19 protein-coding genes and 1 tRNA gene are annotated in these 16,457 nt (G+C 64.4%); 11 read left to right on the top strand and 9 right to left on the bottom strand.

The features are described from left to right. Window positions 1-127: 127 nt before the first annotated feature. Both ENHY17A_RS13295 and secA read left to right on the top strand, forming a co-directional pair. Window positions 128-394, top strand: a complete 267-nt coding sequence (locus ENHY17A_RS13295; RefSeq protein WP_159713416.1) for a hypothetical protein — start codon at window positions 128-130, stop codon at window positions 392-394. Window positions 395-500: 106 nt separating this feature from the next. After that, window positions 501-3,245, top strand: a complete 2,745-nt coding sequence (gene secA, locus ENHY17A_RS13290) for a preprotein translocase subunit SecA (RefSeq protein ID WP_159713414.1) — start codon at window positions 501-503, stop codon at window positions 3,243-3,245. A 357-nt stretch (window positions 3,246-3,602) separates the two neighbouring features. On the opposite strand, the gene ENHY17A_RS13285 is transcribed toward secA, so the two are convergent. The 4 genes from ENHY17A_RS13285 to moaA all read right to left on the bottom strand — a co-directional run bounded on the left by ENHY17A_RS13285 (window position 3,603) and on the right by moaA (window position 6,294). Next, window positions 3,603-4,178, bottom strand: a complete 576-nt coding sequence (locus ENHY17A_RS13285) for a CC0125/CC1285 family lipoprotein (protein WP_159713405.1) — start codon at window positions 4,176-4,178, stop codon at window positions 3,603-3,605. 224 nt (window positions 4,179-4,402) lie between these two features. Next, window positions 4,403-4,477, bottom strand: a tRNA-Asn gene (locus tag ENHY17A_RS13280). A 51-nt stretch (window positions 4,478-4,528) separates the two neighbouring features. Next, window positions 4,529-5,299: an NAD kinase gene (locus ENHY17A_RS13275; RefSeq protein ID WP_159714651.1), complete on the bottom strand. Its 771-nt coding sequence runs from the start codon at window positions 5,297-5,299 to the stop codon at window positions 4,529-4,531. Continuing rightward, the gene (gene moaA / locus ENHY17A_RS13270) at window positions 5,296-6,294 is read right to left on the bottom strand and encodes a GTP 3',8-cyclase MoaA (protein ID WP_159713403.1); all 999 of its coding nucleotides are present in this window, start codon (window positions 6,292-6,294) and stop codon (window positions 5,296-5,298) included. The genes ENHY17A_RS13275 and moaA overlap by 4 nt, the downstream gene beginning before the upstream one ends. 197 nt (window positions 6,295-6,491) lie before the next feature. Between moaA and ENHY17A_RS13265 the strand changes: the two genes are divergently transcribed. Further along, window positions 6,492-7,775 carry an MFS transporter gene (locus tag ENHY17A_RS13265; protein WP_159713401.1) on the top strand — a complete coding sequence of 428 codons (1,284 nt, stop codon included), beginning with the start codon at window positions 6,492-6,494 and terminating at the stop codon, window positions 7,773-7,775. Window positions 7,776-7,787: 12 nt separating this feature from the next. Here ENHY17A_RS13265 and ENHY17A_RS13260 read toward each other — a convergent pair whose 3' ends face one another. From ENHY17A_RS13260 to ENHY17A_RS13250, 3 genes are all read right to left on the bottom strand, one after another. Continuing rightward, window positions 7,788-8,093 carry a hypothetical protein gene (locus ENHY17A_RS13260; protein ID WP_159713399.1) on the bottom strand — a complete coding sequence of 102 codons (306 nt, stop codon included), beginning with the start codon at window positions 8,091-8,093 and terminating at the stop codon, window positions 7,788-7,790. Between the two features lie 128 nt (window positions 8,094-8,221). Then, window positions 8,222-8,779: a 16S rRNA (guanine(966)-N(2))-methyltransferase RsmD gene (rsmD, locus tag ENHY17A_RS13255; RefSeq protein ID WP_159713397.1), complete on the bottom strand. Its 558-nt coding sequence runs from the start codon at window positions 8,777-8,779 to the stop codon at window positions 8,222-8,224. Continuing rightward, a complete protein-coding gene (locus ENHY17A_RS13250; RefSeq protein WP_236547975.1) occupies window positions 8,776-10,284 on the bottom strand; it encodes a pseudouridine synthase in 1,509 nt (502 codons plus the stop codon). Before ENHY17A_RS13250 ends, rsmD begins: the two co-directional genes overlap by 4 nt. Before the next feature lie 127 nt (window positions 10,285-10,411). Here ENHY17A_RS13250 and ENHY17A_RS13245 point away from each other — a divergent pair, with 127 nt between their 5' ends. The 4 genes from ENHY17A_RS13245 to ENHY17A_RS13230 all read left to right on the top strand — a co-directional run bounded on the left by ENHY17A_RS13245 (window position 10,412) and on the right by ENHY17A_RS13230 (window position 12,353). Continuing rightward, window positions 10,412-10,849: a response regulator gene (locus ENHY17A_RS13245; RefSeq protein WP_159713375.1), complete on the top strand. Its 438-nt coding sequence runs from the start codon at window positions 10,412-10,414 to the stop codon at window positions 10,847-10,849. A gap of 141 nt (window positions 10,850-10,990) precedes the next feature. Beyond that, a complete protein-coding gene (locus ENHY17A_RS13240) occupies window positions 10,991-11,530 on the top strand; it encodes a J domain-containing protein (protein WP_159713373.1) in 540 nt (179 codons plus the stop codon). Further along, window positions 11,512-11,865: a hypothetical protein gene (locus ENHY17A_RS13235; RefSeq protein ID WP_201296404.1), complete on the top strand. Its 354-nt coding sequence runs from the start codon at window positions 11,512-11,514 to the stop codon at window positions 11,863-11,865. The genes ENHY17A_RS13240 and ENHY17A_RS13235 overlap by 19 nt, the downstream gene beginning before the upstream one ends. A 56-nt stretch (window positions 11,866-11,921) precedes the next feature. Then, the gene (locus ENHY17A_RS13230) at window positions 11,922-12,353 is read left to right on the top strand and encodes a hypothetical protein (RefSeq protein ID WP_159713369.1); all 432 of its coding nucleotides are present in this window, start codon (window positions 11,922-11,924) and stop codon (window positions 12,351-12,353) included. A gap of 3 nt (window positions 12,354-12,356) precedes the next feature. On the opposite strand, the gene ENHY17A_RS13225 is transcribed toward ENHY17A_RS13230, so the two are convergent. Continuing rightward, window positions 12,357-12,767, bottom strand: coding sequence for a SufE family protein (locus tag ENHY17A_RS13225; RefSeq protein ID WP_159713367.1), 411 nt, complete (start codon window positions 12,765-12,767; stop codon window positions 12,357-12,359). A 198-nt stretch (window positions 12,768-12,965) separates the two neighbouring features. Here ENHY17A_RS13225 and ENHY17A_RS14855 point away from each other — a divergent pair, with 198 nt between their 5' ends. Beyond that, window positions 12,966-13,097 (top strand): hypothetical protein, encoded by a 132-nt coding sequence (locus tag ENHY17A_RS14855; protein ID WP_268894001.1) that lies wholly within the window; start codon window positions 12,966-12,968, stop codon window positions 13,095-13,097. A 92-nt stretch (window positions 13,098-13,189) separates the two neighbouring features. On the opposite strand, the gene ENHY17A_RS13215 is transcribed toward ENHY17A_RS14855, so the two are convergent. Continuing rightward, entirely contained in the window at window positions 13,190-13,846 is a 657-nt protein-coding gene (locus tag ENHY17A_RS13215) for an alpha/beta hydrolase (protein WP_159713365.1), read from the bottom strand. Window positions 13,847-13,951: 105 nt separating this feature from the next. On the opposite strand from ENHY17A_RS13215, the gene ENHY17A_RS13210 reads away from it, so the two are divergent. The 3 genes from ENHY17A_RS13210 to ENHY17A_RS13200 are packed head-to-tail and all read left to right on the top strand — an operon-like array spanning window position 13,952 to window position 16,457. Next, window positions 13,952-15,046, top strand: a complete 1,095-nt coding sequence (locus ENHY17A_RS13210) for a cysteine desulfurase family protein (protein WP_268894000.1) — start codon at window positions 13,952-13,954, stop codon at window positions 15,044-15,046. Beyond that, window positions 15,043-16,125 carry a cysteine desulfurase family protein gene (locus tag ENHY17A_RS13205; RefSeq protein ID WP_159714644.1) on the top strand — a complete coding sequence of 361 codons (1,083 nt, stop codon included), beginning with the start codon at window positions 15,043-15,045 and terminating at the stop codon, window positions 16,123-16,125. The genes ENHY17A_RS13210 and ENHY17A_RS13205 overlap by 4 nt, the downstream gene beginning before the upstream one ends. Next, window positions 16,122-16,457, top strand: a complete 336-nt coding sequence (locus ENHY17A_RS13200; RefSeq protein ID WP_159713364.1) for a 2Fe-2S iron-sulfur cluster-binding protein — start codon at window positions 16,122-16,124, stop codon at window positions 16,455-16,457. Before ENHY17A_RS13205 ends, ENHY17A_RS13200 begins: the two co-directional genes overlap by 4 nt.

Below are 16,457 nucleotides of genomic sequence, written 5' to 3'. Positions count from 1 at the left end.
GATTGTGATTTCGCACGAATGATGGCGGGTGACCTCGCGCATTAGGATTGGACGCAGCGGCAACGACTTCCTATGTCGGGCGTTGCTGGCGCGGTTGCCCGTGCCGAAAATTGGACGAACCAGACCTTTGAACCTGTTGCTCATCCTCCTAGCCATGTTGTCGGGCCTGCCCGGTGCGATGGCGGGTGCGCGCGGGATTCCGGCGGCCGAAGTCCAGCAGAGCCAGGCGGTGGCAGAGGCCATCGTCCAGCGCGCGGCCGCGGCGGTCGTCAGCGGCCACCGCGTGCTTGCCAGCCCGCTGCCTTCGCTCGCGCAGGTTTCACCCGGTGCGCCGTTGGCGATGACCGCGCCCGCGCTTCCGGTTCGCCAGATCGTCGACTCCGCGCTCGAATAGCGCATTTCGCGCGCGGCTGACCGCGTGCCGACCCCAGCATCGCCGTCGTATTCCGCCTTACGGCGCGGCGGCACCCCCATATTCTCATATCATCAGGAAAACGCCCATGTTCGGCGCCATTGCCAAATCCATGTTCGGGTCGGCCAACGACCGTTATGTCGCTTCGCTCGGCAAGATCGTCGACAAGATCAACGGGTTCGAAGACCAGATCGCAGCCCTGTCGAACGAAGACCTTGCCGCCCAGACCCAGCGCTTTCGCGAGCGACTGGAAAATGGCGAAAAGCTCGACGCTTTGATCCCCGAAGCCTTCGCCACGGTGCGCGAAACGTCGAAGCGCGTGCTGGGCCAGCGGCATTACGACGTGCAGCTCGTCGGTGGCCTCGTCCTCCAGCGCGGCGAAATCGCCGAGATGCGCACGGGCGAAGGCAAGACGCTGATGGCGACGCTCGCCGTGTATCTGAACGCGCTGCCGGGCAAGGGCGTGCATGTCGTCACCGTCAACGACTATCTCGCCCGCCGCGACGCCGAGTGGATGGGGCAGGTGTATCGCTTCCTGGGGATGAGCGTCGGTGTGATCGTGCCCGACCTGTCGGATCACGAGCGTCGCGAAGCGTATCACAGCGACATTACTTACGGCACGAACAACGAATTCGGCTTCGACTATCTGCGCGACAATATGAAGTATGATCGCGCGTCGATGACGCAGCGGCCCTTCAACTTCGCGATCGTCGATGAAATCGATTCGATCCTGATCGACGAGGCGCGCACCCCGCTGATCATCTCCGGCCCGACCGAGGATCGCAGCGAGCTTTACGTGTCGGTCAACGCGCTGGTCGCGCAGCTGGTGGACGAAGATTACGAAAAGGACGAAAAGTCCAAGTCGATCATCCTGACCGAAGACGGCACCGAAAAAGTCGAACGCCTGCTGGAGGATGCCGGGTTGCTCCAGGGATCGAACCTGTACGATTTCGAAAACACTCAGGTCGTCCACCATGTGAACAACGCGCTGCGCGCGACCAAGATGTTCCGCCGCGACATCGATTACATCATCAAGGACGACAAGGTTGTCATCATCGACGAATTCACCGGCCGGATGATGGACGGGCGGCGCTGGTCGGACGGGCTGCATCAGGCGGTCGAGGCCAAGGAAAGCGTCAAGATCGAGCCCGAGAACCAGACGCTCGCGTCGATCACCTTCCAGAATTATTTCCGCATGTATCCCAAGCTGTCGGGTATGACCGGCACCGCCGCGACCGAAGCGGGGGAATTCCACAGCATCTACAAGCTGAACGTCGTCACCATCCCGACCAACCTGCCCGTCAAGCGGGTCGACGAGGACGACGAATTCTACAAGACGATCCAGGACAAGTTCATCGCCATCGCGCGGTCGATCAAGGTTCATGCCGAAAAGGGTCAGCCTGTGCTGGTCGGCACGGTGTCGATCGAAAAGTCCGAAATGCTGTCCGAATATCTGCAACAAGAAGGCGTGCCGCACGCGGTTCTGAACGCGCGATTCCATGAGCAGGAAGCACATATCGTCGCGCAGGCGGGCCGCGCGGGCGCGGTGACGATCGCGACCAACATGGCGGGTCGCGGCACCGACATTCAGCTTGGCGGCAATTTCGAATTCCGGGTCGATGGCGAACTGGCCGATATGGAAGAAGGCCTAGAGCGCGATGCCGCGATCGAGCGGATCAGGGCGGAAATCGCAGCAGAGCGCGAACAGGTGCTGGCGGCGGGCGGTCTGTTCGTGCTGGGCACCGAACGCCACGAATCGCGCCGTATCGACAACCAGCTTCGCGGGCGTTCGGGTCGTCAGGGCGATCCCGGCCTCAGCCGCTTCTACCTCAGCCTCGACGACGATCTGCTGCGGATCTTCGGACCCGATACGCTGTTCGCCAAGATGATGCGCAACAACATCGCCGATGGCGAGGCGATCGGCAGCAAGTGGCTGACCAAGGCGATCGAGACCGCGCAGAAGAAGGTCGAGGCGCGCAACTATGAAGCGCGCAAACAGGTCGTCGAATATGATGACGTGATGAACGACCAGCGCAAGGTGATCTACGAACAGCGCGCCGAGATCATGGACGCCGACACGGTCGATGACGTCGTCGTCGATATGCGCCGCGAGACGGTAAACGCGATTGTTGCCGATCACTGCCCGCCCGAAAGCTATCCCGAGCAGTGGGATGTCGCCGGGCTGAAGCAGAAGGCGCTCGACGTGCTCAACATCGACGCGCCGATCGAGCAGTGGATTGCAGACGAGGAAGCGATCGAGCCAGAGACGATCGAGCTGCGCTTGCAGGAGCAGGCCGATGCGCTCGTCGAGGGCAAGCTGTCGGAACTACCCGACGAAAGCCGTCGCGCGACCGAAAAATCGATCCTGCTCCAGAATCTGGATCATCAGTGGAAGGAGCATCTGGCGACGCTCGACGCGTTGCGCGCGGTCATCCATCTGCGCGCCTATGCCCAGAAAACGCCGATCAACGAATATAAGCACGAGGCGTTCGCGCTGTTCGAACGCATGTTGTCGTCGATCCGCGAGGATGTGACGCGCGTGATGGCGCTGGCGCAGTTCCGCATGGCGGCACCCCCGCCGCTGCCCGATCTGCCCGATTTCATCACCACGCACATCGACCCGTTCACGGGCGAGGATAACAGCGACGATTTCGATGCGGGCAGCGGCATGATCGGCACGCGTCTGCCGCCGATGCAAGTGATCCCGCAGGGAGCGGAAGATCTGGGCGACGACCCCGCGGCCTGGGAAGGCCGGGTTCAGCGCAATGCGCTGTGCCCGTGTGGTTCGGGGCGCAAGTACAAGCACTGCCACGGGGCGTTGCAGGGGGCGTAATACCGATTGGCTTATGAGGCCAAATCGACATGCAGCAAAATTACTCCGGCACCCCGGCCGCAGTGCCGGGGTCCACTAAGCGGCTTGCGCGGGGTCGAACGACGAGCGTTGCGCCTGCCGCCCGGTGGACCCCGGCACTGCGGCCGGGGTGACGGGTGGGCTTGGGGCGAGGTCTGGACTGCAGGTCGATCGGCCTAAACCCGCTCGCATTGAGCCTTTCGAGATGCTGATTTTCTCGGCGCGAAGAAAGGACGGCGCTTCGTCAAGCTCAGCACGAACGGGGAGGGAAAACGCACAAAGAAAAACCCTCCGTCGGCATCCCGGCGGAGGGTTTCCTGTATCAGAAGGTCCGATCGATCAGCGCGGTTGCGGCGTCACGATCCCCGGTCCCAGATTTTCGATCACGTCGCGTGCATCAAAGGCGCGGACGTTGCTCGCGGGTTTCGGACCGCGGCCCACGACGATTTCTGCGGTCGCGTCGTAGCGGGTGACGCTGCGAACATCGACTCCGCGATCCCAGAACGGATCACCCCAGAACGGGCTCCAGCGACGCCAGCCGAAGCTGGGCCGGTAATAGCTCCAATAGGGGCTCCATCCGCCCCAGGGTCCGCCGCCGAATGCGGATGGCGTCGAATAGACGTCGGTGCGCGGTTCGGTGTCGCGATCGACCAGCACGAAATGATCGCCGCCCTGTTCGAGCGTCAGTTGCGCCGCGCGGAACAGCAGATAGCGCTCCACCGTTTCGCGCTGGGTAAGGCTGTTGCCCGCGAAGCTGACGCGATAGCGGTTCGATTCGATCCTCGTGTCCGAATAGCCGGTCGCATAGGCACCGCTACCGGTTAACGGACGGTACGGGGTTGGGGTGGCGCAGGCGGCAAGCACCGCGCTGCCAAGCAGCACGGCGGCAAGAACCTTGGCGCGGTGGGTACGCATGTCGATACCTCCATCGCCGGACGCGGCGGAAATGCGGCGAGCCGGCTAATTAAGTTCATGACGAATTCAACGTCCGGCATCCGTAATCGTGCTGCCGATCCATTTGAGGCAGAAGGTGCCACAAATCCGATTGCCCGCCAATGAACAAAGCGGGGGTTCAGGTTGATACAGATTTGGAAATACGGAAATAATCGCGATGCGGATGCGATTTCGGCCACGAAGAGTGGCTCCCTGAGTAGGATTCGAACCTACGGCCGCTCGATTAACAGTCGAGAGCTCTACCGCTGAGCTATCAGGGAATGATGCCGTGCGCGGGTCTATAACCGCTCAGATTTGCGATGCAAGACCCTTCACGCGATGAATTGCTCCATCGTGATCCGCTCATCCAACGCGTGTTCGGGATCGAACAACAGGGTCAGCGCGCGCATCCGGTCGATCGCGATATCGACGCGCGCGACGTCGCGGATCTCGCGCTGGTCGGCGACGGCGCTGACCGGGCGCTTGTCCGCTTCCAGCACGCGCAACCCGATACGTGCCTTTTCCGGCAGGATCGCGCCGCGCCAGCGCCGGGGGCGGAACGGGCTGATCGGGGTCAGCGCGAGCAGGTTGGAGCCGAGCGGGAGGATCGGGCCATGTGCCGACAGATTGTAAGCCGTCGACCCCGCCGGGGTTGCCACCAGAATGCCATCGCACACCAGTTCGGGGAGGACGACGCGGTCGTTGACTGTGACCTCGAGTTTTGCGGTCTGGCGGGTTTCGCGGAGCATCGACACTTCGTTGATCGCGGCGAGCACGCGGCGGTCGCCATTCACGGTCTCGATCGTGGCCTCTAGCGGCGACACGCGGAATGGCTTCGCACGCGCCAGCCGTTCGTCCAGCCCCGCCAGGTGCCAGTCGTTCATCAGGAAGCCGATGGTGCCCAGATTCATCCCGAACACGGGCACGCTGCTGCGCGCCTCGATCATGGTGTGCAGCGTTTGCAGCATGAAGCCGTCGCCGCCCAGTGCCACGACCTGTTCCGCCTCATCCAGCGGCACCCAGGGGTAGGCGTCGCGCAGATCGCGTTCGGCGGCCTGCGCCGGCGCAGTCGGTGATGCTAAAAGTGCGCGGCGCAAGTCTATCCCCCGGTAACGCTCATGTGGCGCTGAACGGCGGGGCGCGATCCCCGCTCGATGTGAAAATCATGGGCGGCGGGCTTGGCGATCATCGCCGCGTCGAGCGCCGCGTCAAGCGCTTGCGCGCCGCCTTGTCGCCATGCGGTCTTGAGATCGACATGGCCTTCATTGCCCAGGCAAAGGTGCAATCGCCCCTCTGCATCCAGCCGCACGCGGTTGCAGCCGTCGCAGAAATTGGCGGTAAGCGGAGAGATCAGGCCCAGTCGCGTCCCGCTGTCGCCGACGCGCCAATAGCGTGCCGGGCCGCCGGTGCGATGCGTGTCGCGGACCAGCGCGAACCGTGACGAGAGGGCGTCGAACACGCGGGTCAGTGGCACGAACCGGTCGGCGCGATCCTCCGATATCGCGCCCAGCGGCATGGTTTCGATGAGACTGAGGTCATGCCCCTGATCCACGCACCAGGCGAGCATATCCGGGATTTCGGCTTCGTTCATATCGGCGAGTGCGACCGCGTTGATCTTGACCGCAATCCCCGCCGCCTTTGCTGCGGCGATGCCGTCCAGCACGCGCGTAAGATCGCCGTGGCGGGTGATGTGCCGGAACGTGTCGGGGTTCAGACTGTCGAGGCTGACATTGATCCGCCGCATCCCCGCATCCGCCAGTGCCTGCGCATGATCGGAAAGCCGCGTGGCGTTGGTCGTCATGGTCAGTTCGTCCAGGCCGCCGCCGATCCGTGCGCCCAGCATTCGCGCGATCGCCATCGTCTCGCCCCGCACCAGCGGCTCGCCGCCGGTCAGGCGGATGCGCCGCACCCCCCGCGCGATGAACGCGTCGGCGATGGCCGCGATCTCCTCGACCGAAAGCAACCGTTCGCGCGCCATGAAGCGCATGTCGTCGCCCATGCAATATCGGCAGCGCAAGTCGCAGCGATCGGTGACCGATATCCGGAGATAGGTGATGTGGCGGCCATGGCCGTCGATCAGGGCGGGGGCGCTGGCCATGCGTCGATAGCTAAGGCGCAAACCCAGGATTAACAAGGCCATCCCGACGCCAAAGCGGGGGGCGTTCGAGCGTGCAGTCCGGTTCGAACGATGGAAACCGCGGTGTTTCGGGAGGCGCGGCTCGCCACAACTGTCCGCTTGCAACGCGGGAGGGGACACGCGAGGGGTGCGTCTGGGTTGGAGAGAGCGGAGGCGATATGGCAAGCGCGGTGGCAGCGGACACACGGCATCCGATGGTGGCGAACCGGCGGGTGCTGGGGGCGAGTCTGGTCGGAACGTCGGTCGAATTCTATGATTTCTATATCTATGCGACGGCTGCGGCGCTGGTGTTCGGGCCGTTGTTCTTTCCAGCCGAGAGCGCGTCGGCGCAGTTGATGGCGGCCTATGCGTCGCTGGGGCTGGCATTTGTGGCGCGGCCGCTGGGCGCTCTGGTGTTCGGGCATTTCGGCGACCGGGTGGGACGCAAGTCGACGTTGGTCGCTTCATTGATGCTGATGGGTGGGGCGACGTTTCTGATTGCGTTTCTGCCGACCTATCAAATGGTCGGGTGGATCGCGCCGTTGCTGCTGTGCATCCTGCGTTTCAGCCAAGGGCTGGGGCTGGGCGGCGAGTGGGGCGGCGCGGCGCTCTTGGCGATGGAAAATGCGCCCAAGGGCTGGGCCGGGCGGTTCGGCATGGTGCCGCAGCTAGGCGCGCCGATCGGGTTTATCGCGGCGAACGGATTGTTCCTGATTCTGGCGCTGGTGCTGAGCGATGCGCAGTTCGTGTCGTGGGGCTGGCGGGTGCCGTTCCTGTTGTCCGCGATCCTGGTCGGGTTGGGACTGTGGGTGCGGTTGAAGCTGCACGAGACGCCCGCATTCCGCGAAGCGATGGAGCGCGACCCGCCCGCCGCGGTGCCGATCGCGGAGCTGTTCCGTTCGCACCTGCGCGTGACGCTGGCGGGGACGTTCGGGGTGGTGGCGTGCTTTGCGCTCTATTACATCGCGACCGCGTTCGTGCTGGGATACGGGACGACGACGTTGGGCTTTTCGCGGTCGGCGTTCCTGTCGGTTCAGCTTATCGCGATCCTGTTCATGGCGGTAGGGATCATCGCGTCGGGCTGGTGGGCGGATCGGACGACGCCGGGGACGGTGCTGGCCTGGGGGTGCGCGATGGTGATCCTGTCGGGTGCGCTGATGCTGCCGATGATGGGCGGCGGCGATTTGCTGACCATCGGGCTGTGGCTGTCGATTGCGCTGCTGGCGATGGGGTTCGTTTATGGTCCGCTGGGCGCATGGCTGCCGGGGCTGTTTCCGGCGCGGGTGCGGTACACGGGGGCGTCGATGGCGTTCAATGTCGGTGGAGTGATCGGCGGCGCGCTGACCCCGATTTTTGCGCAGGCGCTGACCGATTTCGGGGGGATCGGGTATGTCGGCGTGTATCTGGCGGTTGCGGGCGTGTTGAGTTTGGGCGGGTTGTGGTTGGTACCGCGGCGCGAGTGAAGCGGGGAGTTATTAGCGGACTGATCGCGGAAACCGCTGCGCGATCAATGCTATGATCGATGAGGCGAGTGAAATTGCGATTGCCGCGATCGCTATCGCATTCCAGATGCTGGGTAATTCGGCAAAGCCGAGAACCCAGAGCATCGAACACGCAATAATGATATGGCTATCGATCAAGTTGGTCCCCAACCGACGTTGCCGCGCATAGGCGAAATAAGCAGTTGGCAGCGCGACGAGTAGGCTTGCCAGATAGCTGATGTGGTAATTTGGGATAATGCCCCAATGGGCAACGCCGCTGTAAGCAATGCATATTGTCAAGATTGCACCGCTTACGAGATAGGCAAAGCTGGGGTTCGCAAAGCTTCATGTCATGTTCCGTCGTTTGGTAGCGGTCTCCTGTCGCCGGATATGCCAGCTTTCGCTGGCATGACGTGTGGGGATAGAGGCTACCCCTCATCAACCTCGCTTGCGATCGTTCGTAGCAGCGTAATCTTCGCCTTGCCGTAAACCCGCTCCGCGTCAATCTCGAAGCCCTTCGCCCCGACCACTTCCTTCGCGCCGGTTTCGATCGAGACGATGGTGGCGGGGCCGGTCCAGCCGAGGCGGGCTAGTTTGTCGAGGGCGACGATGCCTGCGCCGGTGTCGTAGGGCGGGTCCATCAGGATTAGGTCGAGTGGCGCGCGGGCGGGGCCGAGGGCCATGACCGAGGTGGGGCGGATGTCGGGGCGGATGCCAAATTTGTCGGCATTGCCCTTTATGGCATCCACTGCTGCGCGGACCTGTTCGACGAACAGGCAGGACGCCGCGCCGCGCGACAGCGCCTCTAGCCCCAGCGCGCCCGAGCCTGCGAAGAAATCGCCGACGTTCAGTCCTTCGAAGCTGCCGACGCGGCTGACCAGCATCGAGAACAGGCCTTCGCGGGTGCGGTCGGCGGTGGGGCGGGTGGCGTCGCCCTTTGGCGTGACCAGTGGGCGACCGCGCCATTGGCCGGCGATTATTCTCATTTGCGGGGGCCTCCCTTGCGCGGGCCACCGGGTTTGAAGCCGCCCGGTTTGGAGCCGGGGGCCTTAGGCTTGGCCCAGCCTGCGCCGCGTTGGGGGCGTTCGCCGCGAGGCGCGTCCGGCCGGTCGGTGCGGGTGGAATCAGGGCGACGTGGACGATCGTCGTTATGAGTGCGCGCATAGGGCTTTGCGCCATAAGGCTTGGCCGGTCGTGCGCGATCGGTCGGGCGTGCGGGACGCTTGTCGCCGGTCGGGCCTTCCCAGGGCGATCGGTTGTCGCCGCGGGCGGCGCGCGGATCGTAGTCTGGATGTTCGCCGCTTTGTTGGCGACCGATGGTGCGCGGGGGCGGGCGGCGGTCGGTTCGCTCGGCGCGGGCGCCGGGCGTGCGATCGTCGCGCACTGGTGCGGAGCGGCGGGTTTCGAGTTCTTCGCCTTTGGGACGGATGCGCGCGCCTGCACGCGCAACCGGGCCGGGGCGGGCGGTGCGCTGAAAGGGTTCGGTGCTGGCTGGGGCGGGCGCTTCGTCGCGGGGTTTGAAGCGGTTGCGCTGGCGGGCGCCAAAGCCGATCGGCTTTTTCGGGTCAGCGGGGTTGGCCCCCGCGCGCGGGGGTCGGGGCGGTGCAGTGTCGGTGCGGACCGGTGCCGGGCGCGGGCCGCGTGGATTCTTGCGGAGGTTGCCTTCGGGTTCGACCGCGGGCGCGGGGCGCGGTTTGGCGATCGGCACGCCGGGGTCGGAACGCAACGCATTGCGCTTGTCGGCCGGCAGTTCGAGCGATTTGCGGAACGCGACCAGATCGTGTTGGCGAATCTCGGTCACCTGGCCGACGGGCAGGTCGTCGAGCATGAACGGGCCGTAGCGCGTGCGGATCAAGCGGCTGACTTCGAGTTCGAGATGTTCGAGGACGCGGCGGACTTCGCGGTTTTTCCCTTCCGTCAGCGTCATTTCAATCCACGCATTGGCACCCGTGCGGCGTTCGAGATTGGCGTTGATCGGGCCGTAGCGCATCCCCTCGATCTCGATGCCGAGCATGAGTTCTTCGAGCTGCTCCTGGGTGACGTTGCCGTACGCGCGAGCGCGGTAGCTGCGCTCGACACCGGTCGCGGGGAGTTCGAGCTGGCGCTTCAGCTCGCCGTCGGTGGTCAGCAGCAACAGCCCTTCGGTATTCATGTCCAGGCGACCGACCGGGATCACGCGCGGCAATTCGCTGGGCAGATGATCGTAGATCGTCTTGCGACCTTCGGGATCATATTCGGTGGTCAGGCAGCCGGGGGGTTTATGGAAGGCGAACAGGCGAGCGGGGGCAGGCGCGGCGACGGGCTGGCCATCGACGGTGACGCCGGTGAGCGAGGTCAGGATGGTCGCGGGCGTGTCGAGCACCACGCCGTCGAGCGCGATGCGGCCATCGGCGATCATGCGTTCAATCTCTCGCCGTGACGCGATTCCGGCACGGGCGAGCAATTTGGCGATGCGTTGCCCCTCTGGGGGCTTGGACGGGGGGAGGGACACGATGCTAAATGTTTTCCGAATGCGAATGGGTGCGCGCCGACCGTGCAACAAAGCAGGTTGTCGGCGGTTCAGAGACGCAGGGCTATAGGGCGCTTTGGTCGTCCATGAAAGTGAGCGGGAAACGGGCATGTTGTTCGGCAAGAAGAAGCGGCGGATCGAGCGTATCCTGATCGTCGAGGACGAACCCTTGGTGGCGTTCGACAACGAGCATTTCCTGCAAGGCGAAGGATTCGACATCGTCGCGACGGTCGACAGCGTCGCCGATGCACTGCGCTGCATCGAGGAAGTCGAGGAGCCGATCCACCTGTTGCTGGTCGATGTCGGGCTGGCCGATGGCAATGGCATCGATGTCGCGCGGGCTGCGAGCGGGAAGGGCATCCATGTCGTTTTCGTGACCGGCGCGTGTCCGGGAAATATCGAGGGGCTTGCGCTTGGCTGTTTGTCCAAACCGTATCAGCAACGCGACCTGATCGCGGTCATCAATGCGGTCGAAAAGGTGACCGAGGGGAAGGCCGTGAAGCGGCTGCCCGCAAGTTTCACTTTGTTCGGGGCCGATGCGGCCTAATTCTTACGGCGTCATGCCAGCGAAGGCTGGTATATCAGGCCTCATCGGTTGCCCCTGCGGCCTGATACCCCAGCCTGCGCTGGGGTGACGGTTTTTTTTGGAGGGTAGCGTCCACGGCCTTCCCCACCTATCTGGCTGACCATGGCGCGTTTCACACGATCGAACGACTGGGGCTTTCCCCGCTGGCGGGGGTATGAGTCCGAACGCGCGGCGACGACGGTTCGGCTGTGCGACCGGCATGGTTGCAGGGAAGTGGGCGATCGCCCCGCGCCGAAATCGCCCAACAGCCCCGACCGCTGGTATTTCTGCGAAGCCCACGCCGCCGAATATAATCGCGGCTGGAATTATTTCGAAGGCCTGACCGCAGAGGAAGCCGCGCAGCGCGAGGCGGACGAGCGGCGCGATGCCGGGGGATTTTCCGAATCGAAAACCAATAGCTGGGCAGGGCCGGGCGACGGCACATTGTCGCGCGATGAAATGCGCGCGCTCGACGTACTCGAACTCGAAGTCGATGCCGATTTCGAGAGTATCAAGACCGCGTATCGGCGTCAGGCCAAGGCGAATCACCCCGATGTGCGCCCCGGCGATGCAGAGGCCGCCAAGCGCTTCCATGCGATTCAGGCGGCCTATGACGTGCTGAAGGCCGCGGAAGAACGCCGCGAATGGCGTCCGCCGGATTGAAGACGCGGGTCCGATCCAATTGGGCGCGGACGCTGTTGGTCTGCGCGAAATGCTCCAAGAAATTGGACGGCGGGTTCGGGCCGAAGGGGAAGTTGCCGCTCGCCAAGGCGCTGCGCAAGGAAATGGGTGCAACGAAGGGCCGCAAGTCGTCGGTCGGGATCGTCGAGGTCAAATGCCTGGGCGTATGCCCCAAGCGTGCGGTGACGGTTGTCGATGGCGCACGTCCCCGCGAATGGGTGCTGGTGGCGCAAGGTGCCGATATCGGCACGGTGGCGCGGGAACTGGGGCTGGGCGTCACGCCCGCGGGTGGCGAGCAACCGCCGATACCCGATTGACTCCGAACCAACGGGGGTGCTGATTGGTGGTGGGTCGCGAAACTTTGGGGGTTTCGATGAAAATGAAATTGATCGCGGCGTCATTCGTTCTGGCGGTCGGCACACTTGCCGCGCCCGCCATCGGCCAGTCTGATACGGTGTCTACTCTGCTTGAGACTGCGAATGACCTGTTCGGAGCGCAGGGTTTCAAGCCGACCGGCTGGCGGGAGCGGGGTTCGATCGCCGACGATGCAGAGGCACGGCATAGCATCCAACTGACCGCAGGCACGCAGTACGCCATGCTGGGCGTTTGCGACGACGATTGCGAGGACCTGGACCTCGAAATACTCGACCCCACCGGTCGGTCGGTCGCCGAAGACGAGGCGGCGGACGATTCCCCGATCGTCAATTTCGAGACGGAGAGCGCCGGGCGCTATCAGGTGGTGGCGCGCATGGCCGATTGTGATGCCGCACCCTGCGCCTATGGCATCGCCGCGTTCGCCAAATAATCGTCAGGCGGCGGCGTAGCGCTCCGCCGTCGCACGGATCAGCGCGATCATGTTCGGGATGCCTTGCGTGCGGTTGGAGCTGAGTTGGTTTTTTAGGTCGAAGGGTGCCAGTTCGGCTTCGATATCGGTCGCCAGAATGTCCGCCGGAGGTTTGTCCTGAACCGTCAGCAGGACGAGCGCGATGATGCCTTTGGTGATCGCGGCGTTGCTGTCGGCAAGGAAATGCAGGCGTTCGTCGTCGGTGCCGGTCGGATAGACCCACACCGCCGCCGAACATCCGCGCACCAAGGTCGCGTCGGTCTTTAGCGGATCGGGCATGTCCTCAAGCGCGCGGCCCAGATCGATCAACAGGCGATAGCGGTCGTCGGGTTCGAGAAAGGCGTATTCGTCGGCAAGGTCGGCAATGGTCTGCATGGCGGCGGCTATAGCGGGTGATCGATCGAATGAAAGAGCGAGCGGTGCGACAACGCCCGATCGCCGTACCGACGAGCCGCCCAATCCGCGGACGAATCAGGTCCCTACGAATCGGATGCACGGCGCAACGACGTGCGTTAGACCGCTTCCATGTCAGATTTCGCTCAATTGATCGCTGTCGCCGCACCCGCCCTGGGCATGATCGCCGTGTTCGCGCTGCTGATTTTTGGATTCCGCATGTTGCTGCGCGGCGAAAATCGCGGGAAGGCTGCGTTGATGCTGGTGCTGGCCGTCGTGATTCTGGCCAACATATTCATCATGACGCTTTGACGCGTCGGTGCGCCGACGAAAGCCGGAGCGCGGCCACGCGCGAAGCAGCCCGATTACCCCTGATCCGGCTTTCGCCGGAGCAGGGGTCTGGATCACTTGATCGGTGAGTTCGGGTCGAGCCGCATGTCGAGATAATTGTCCACGCTGCCCATCAACTGCTTCATTTCGTTCTGGAAGAAATGATTGGCGCCCGGAATGGTGTCGTGATGGATGGTGATGTGCTTTTGCGTGCGCAGCTTGTCGACCAGCTTTTGCACCGCGCCCGGCGTCACGACTTCGTCGGCCTCACCCTGGATAATGATGCCCGACGAGGGGCAGGGCGCGAGGAAGGTGAAATCGTACATGTTGGCAGGCGGCGCGACCGAGATGAAGCCGCGAATCTCGGGACGGCGCATCAAGAGTTGCATGCCGATCCATGCGCCGAAGCTGACGCCTGCGATCCAGGTGGTCGATGCTTCGGGATGGAAGCTCTGCACCCAATCGAGCGCGCTGGCCGCATCGGACAATTCGCCGATGCCGTTGTCAAACGTCCCCTGGCTCTTGCCGACTCCGCGGAAATTGAAGCGCAGGGTCGCAAACCCGCGGCGCTGGAAGGTTTTGTAGAGTTCCTGGACGATGTGATTGTTCATCGTCCCGCCCGATGCGGGATGCGGGTGGAGGATCATGGCCACCGGCGCGCGCGGACGCGGTGCGGGGGAGAAACGGCCTTCGAGACGGCCTTCGGGACCGGGGAAAATGACTTCGGGCATGGCACCTGACTGCGAAAGATGATGGCGTGCGCGGTGGCGCGCAAACGGGTGATGGCTATATAGGCCACACCGCCTATCACGCAATCACAGGATCGGGTTAACGACTTGGGCAACCGCATCTATCTCGACCATGCCGCGACGACGCCGATGCTGCCCGAGGCGATTGCAGCGGTGGAGGGCGGAATGCGCCGCTGGGCGAACCCGTCGTCGCCCCATGCCGAAGGTCGCGCCGCACGCGCCGCGCTGGAGGATGCGCGGGCGCGGATCAAGGCGGCGCTCGATTGGGACGGCGAAGTCATCCTGACGTCGGGGGCGAGCGAATCGATCGCCATTGCACTGGGACGGACACAGGGCGGTGTGCGGATCGTGTCTGCGGTCGAACATGATTCAGTCCTGCGCGCGGTTCCCGGTGCGGAGCGGTTCCCGGTATCGTCGGATGGCCGGATCGATCGCGACGCATTCGGTCCTGCGTTGCGCCGGGCGGGAGAGCGTCCGGTGGTTGCCGTCCAGCACGTCAATTCGGAAACCGGTGTGGTCCAGCCCATCGGTGAGATCGCAAAGGCCGTCCATGCCGCCGGCGGATTGCTGTTTTCAGATTGCGCGCAGTCGGCGGGACGGCTGCCGACGCCGGACGCCGATCTGATCGCCGTCTCCGCGCACAAGCTGGGCGGTCCGCCGGGTGTCGGCGCTTTGCTGGTGCGCGATCCTGCGATGCTGATTCCCAGCGGAGGGCAGGAGCGCGGCTATCGCGCGGGAACGGAAAATCTGGCGGGTGTGCTCGGCTTTGCGGCGGCGCTTGAGGCAATCGGCCCGCGCACCGAAGGCGTCGCGGATTGGGTGAGCGCGCACATTGCCAACCGCAACCGGCTCGATGCGGCGCTGGAGGCGGTTGGAGGAGTCGCGATTTGCGGGCCGTCGCTGCGCAGTCCACTGGTCGCCACTTATCGGATGCCCGGCATGCAGTCGGCGGCTCAACTGGTGCGATTCGATCTTTCCGGTTTCGCGGTGTCGGCGGGGAGTGCGTGTTCGTCGGGAACGCTGAAGGCGAGCCCCGTCATGGAGGCACTGCGCCTCGACCCGATCGAGGCGGGGCAGGTGGTGCGCGTCAGTTTCGGCCAGACGACCACGGCGGCGGAGATCGACGCCTTTGCTGCTGCCTGGACCACGATGGCGTGCGAAGCGACGCACCGCGCCGCATGATCTATCTCGATTATCAGGCGACGACTCCGCTGGCGCCGAAAGCGTTCGAGGCGATGTTGCCGTGGCTACGCGATGATTTCGCCAACCCGCACTCCGCCCATGCCGCCGGACGCAGGGCCAAAGCGGCGGTTGAGGCCGCGCGGGATTCGGTTGCCGCGTTGCTCCCGCCGGGCGGCAGGATCGCCTTTACCAGTGGCGCGACCGAGGCGCTGAACTGGGCGATCAAGGGCACGACCGGGGGTATCGTCACGATCGCCACCGAACATGCCGCCGTGCTTGATACCGCACTGGCCGAACGCGCGAAGGGAAGGGCGGTGACAGTGCTGCCGGTGGGGCGGGACGGGCAAGTCGACCTAGACGCGGCGCGCGATGCGATTGGCCCTGGCACGGGACTAGTCGCGGCGATGCTGGTCAACAACGAGATTGGGGTGATCCAGCCGATCGCCGAACTCGCGGCCATGGCGAAAACCGTCGGTGCGATGACGCTGTGCGATGCGGTTCAGGGCTATGGCCGGGTGGCGATGCCGGAGGGCGTCGATCTGGTCGCGATTTCCGCGCACAAGGTACATGGCCCCAAGGGCATCGGTGCCTTGTGGGTGCGGGACGGCGTTTCGCTCGACCCGCTGATGCACGGCGGCGGGCAGGAGGCGCTGGGGCGTTCGGGAACGCTTAGTCCCGCGCTGTGCGTCGGTTTCGGGGTGGCGGCGCGATTGATGCGCGACCGACAGGCTGAAGACGCGGCGCATGTCGACCGCTTGTTCGTGCGGGCGATGGCGCGGCTGCCGGACTGGACGCTCAACGGATCGACCGCGCATCGGTATCGCGGCAACCTCAACTTGCGTCGCGACGGCCTGGACGTTGCGCGGTTGATGTCGGACTTGCGCGACATCGCGTTTTCCGCCGGGTCGGCGTGCGCCAGCGGTTCGGGACGCCCCATCCACGTGTTGCGCGCGATCGGGCTGTCCGATGCGCAAGCACGCGCCAGCATCCGCCTGGGCTTTGGGCGCGACACGATGGAGGACGAATTGCTGAGTGCGCTTGACCGGATCGACGCTGCTGCCAAGGCGCAGTTCGCATGATTATGGTTCGATTCGTCAGTGCCGATGGGGCGAGAACACGCGACGTTCAGGCGGCGGAAGGTGCGCGCCTGCTCGAAGTCGCGCAGAATGACGGCCAGCCGCTGGAGGGCACTTGCGAAGGCCAGATGGCCTGTTCGACCTGCCACGTCATCGTCGCGGCAGAGGATTTCGACCGGCTGCCGCGCGCCAGCGAGGAGGAAGAGGATATGCTCGACCTGGCCGCAGGCGCGACACGGACCAGTCGGCTGGCGTGCCAGATACTGCTCGACGCGTCGCTTGACGGGCTGACGGTGCGGATGCCGGGCGAACATCGCGATATGCAGGGGAGGTAG

The organism is Sphingomonas sp. AX6 (assembly GCF_902506605.1).
GTDB lineage: Bacteria > Pseudomonadota > Alphaproteobacteria > Sphingomonadales > Sphingomonadaceae > Sphingomonas.
Note: the sequence above shows the minus strand (reverse complement) of the source record. Positions and strands in the feature narration are given on the sequence as shown.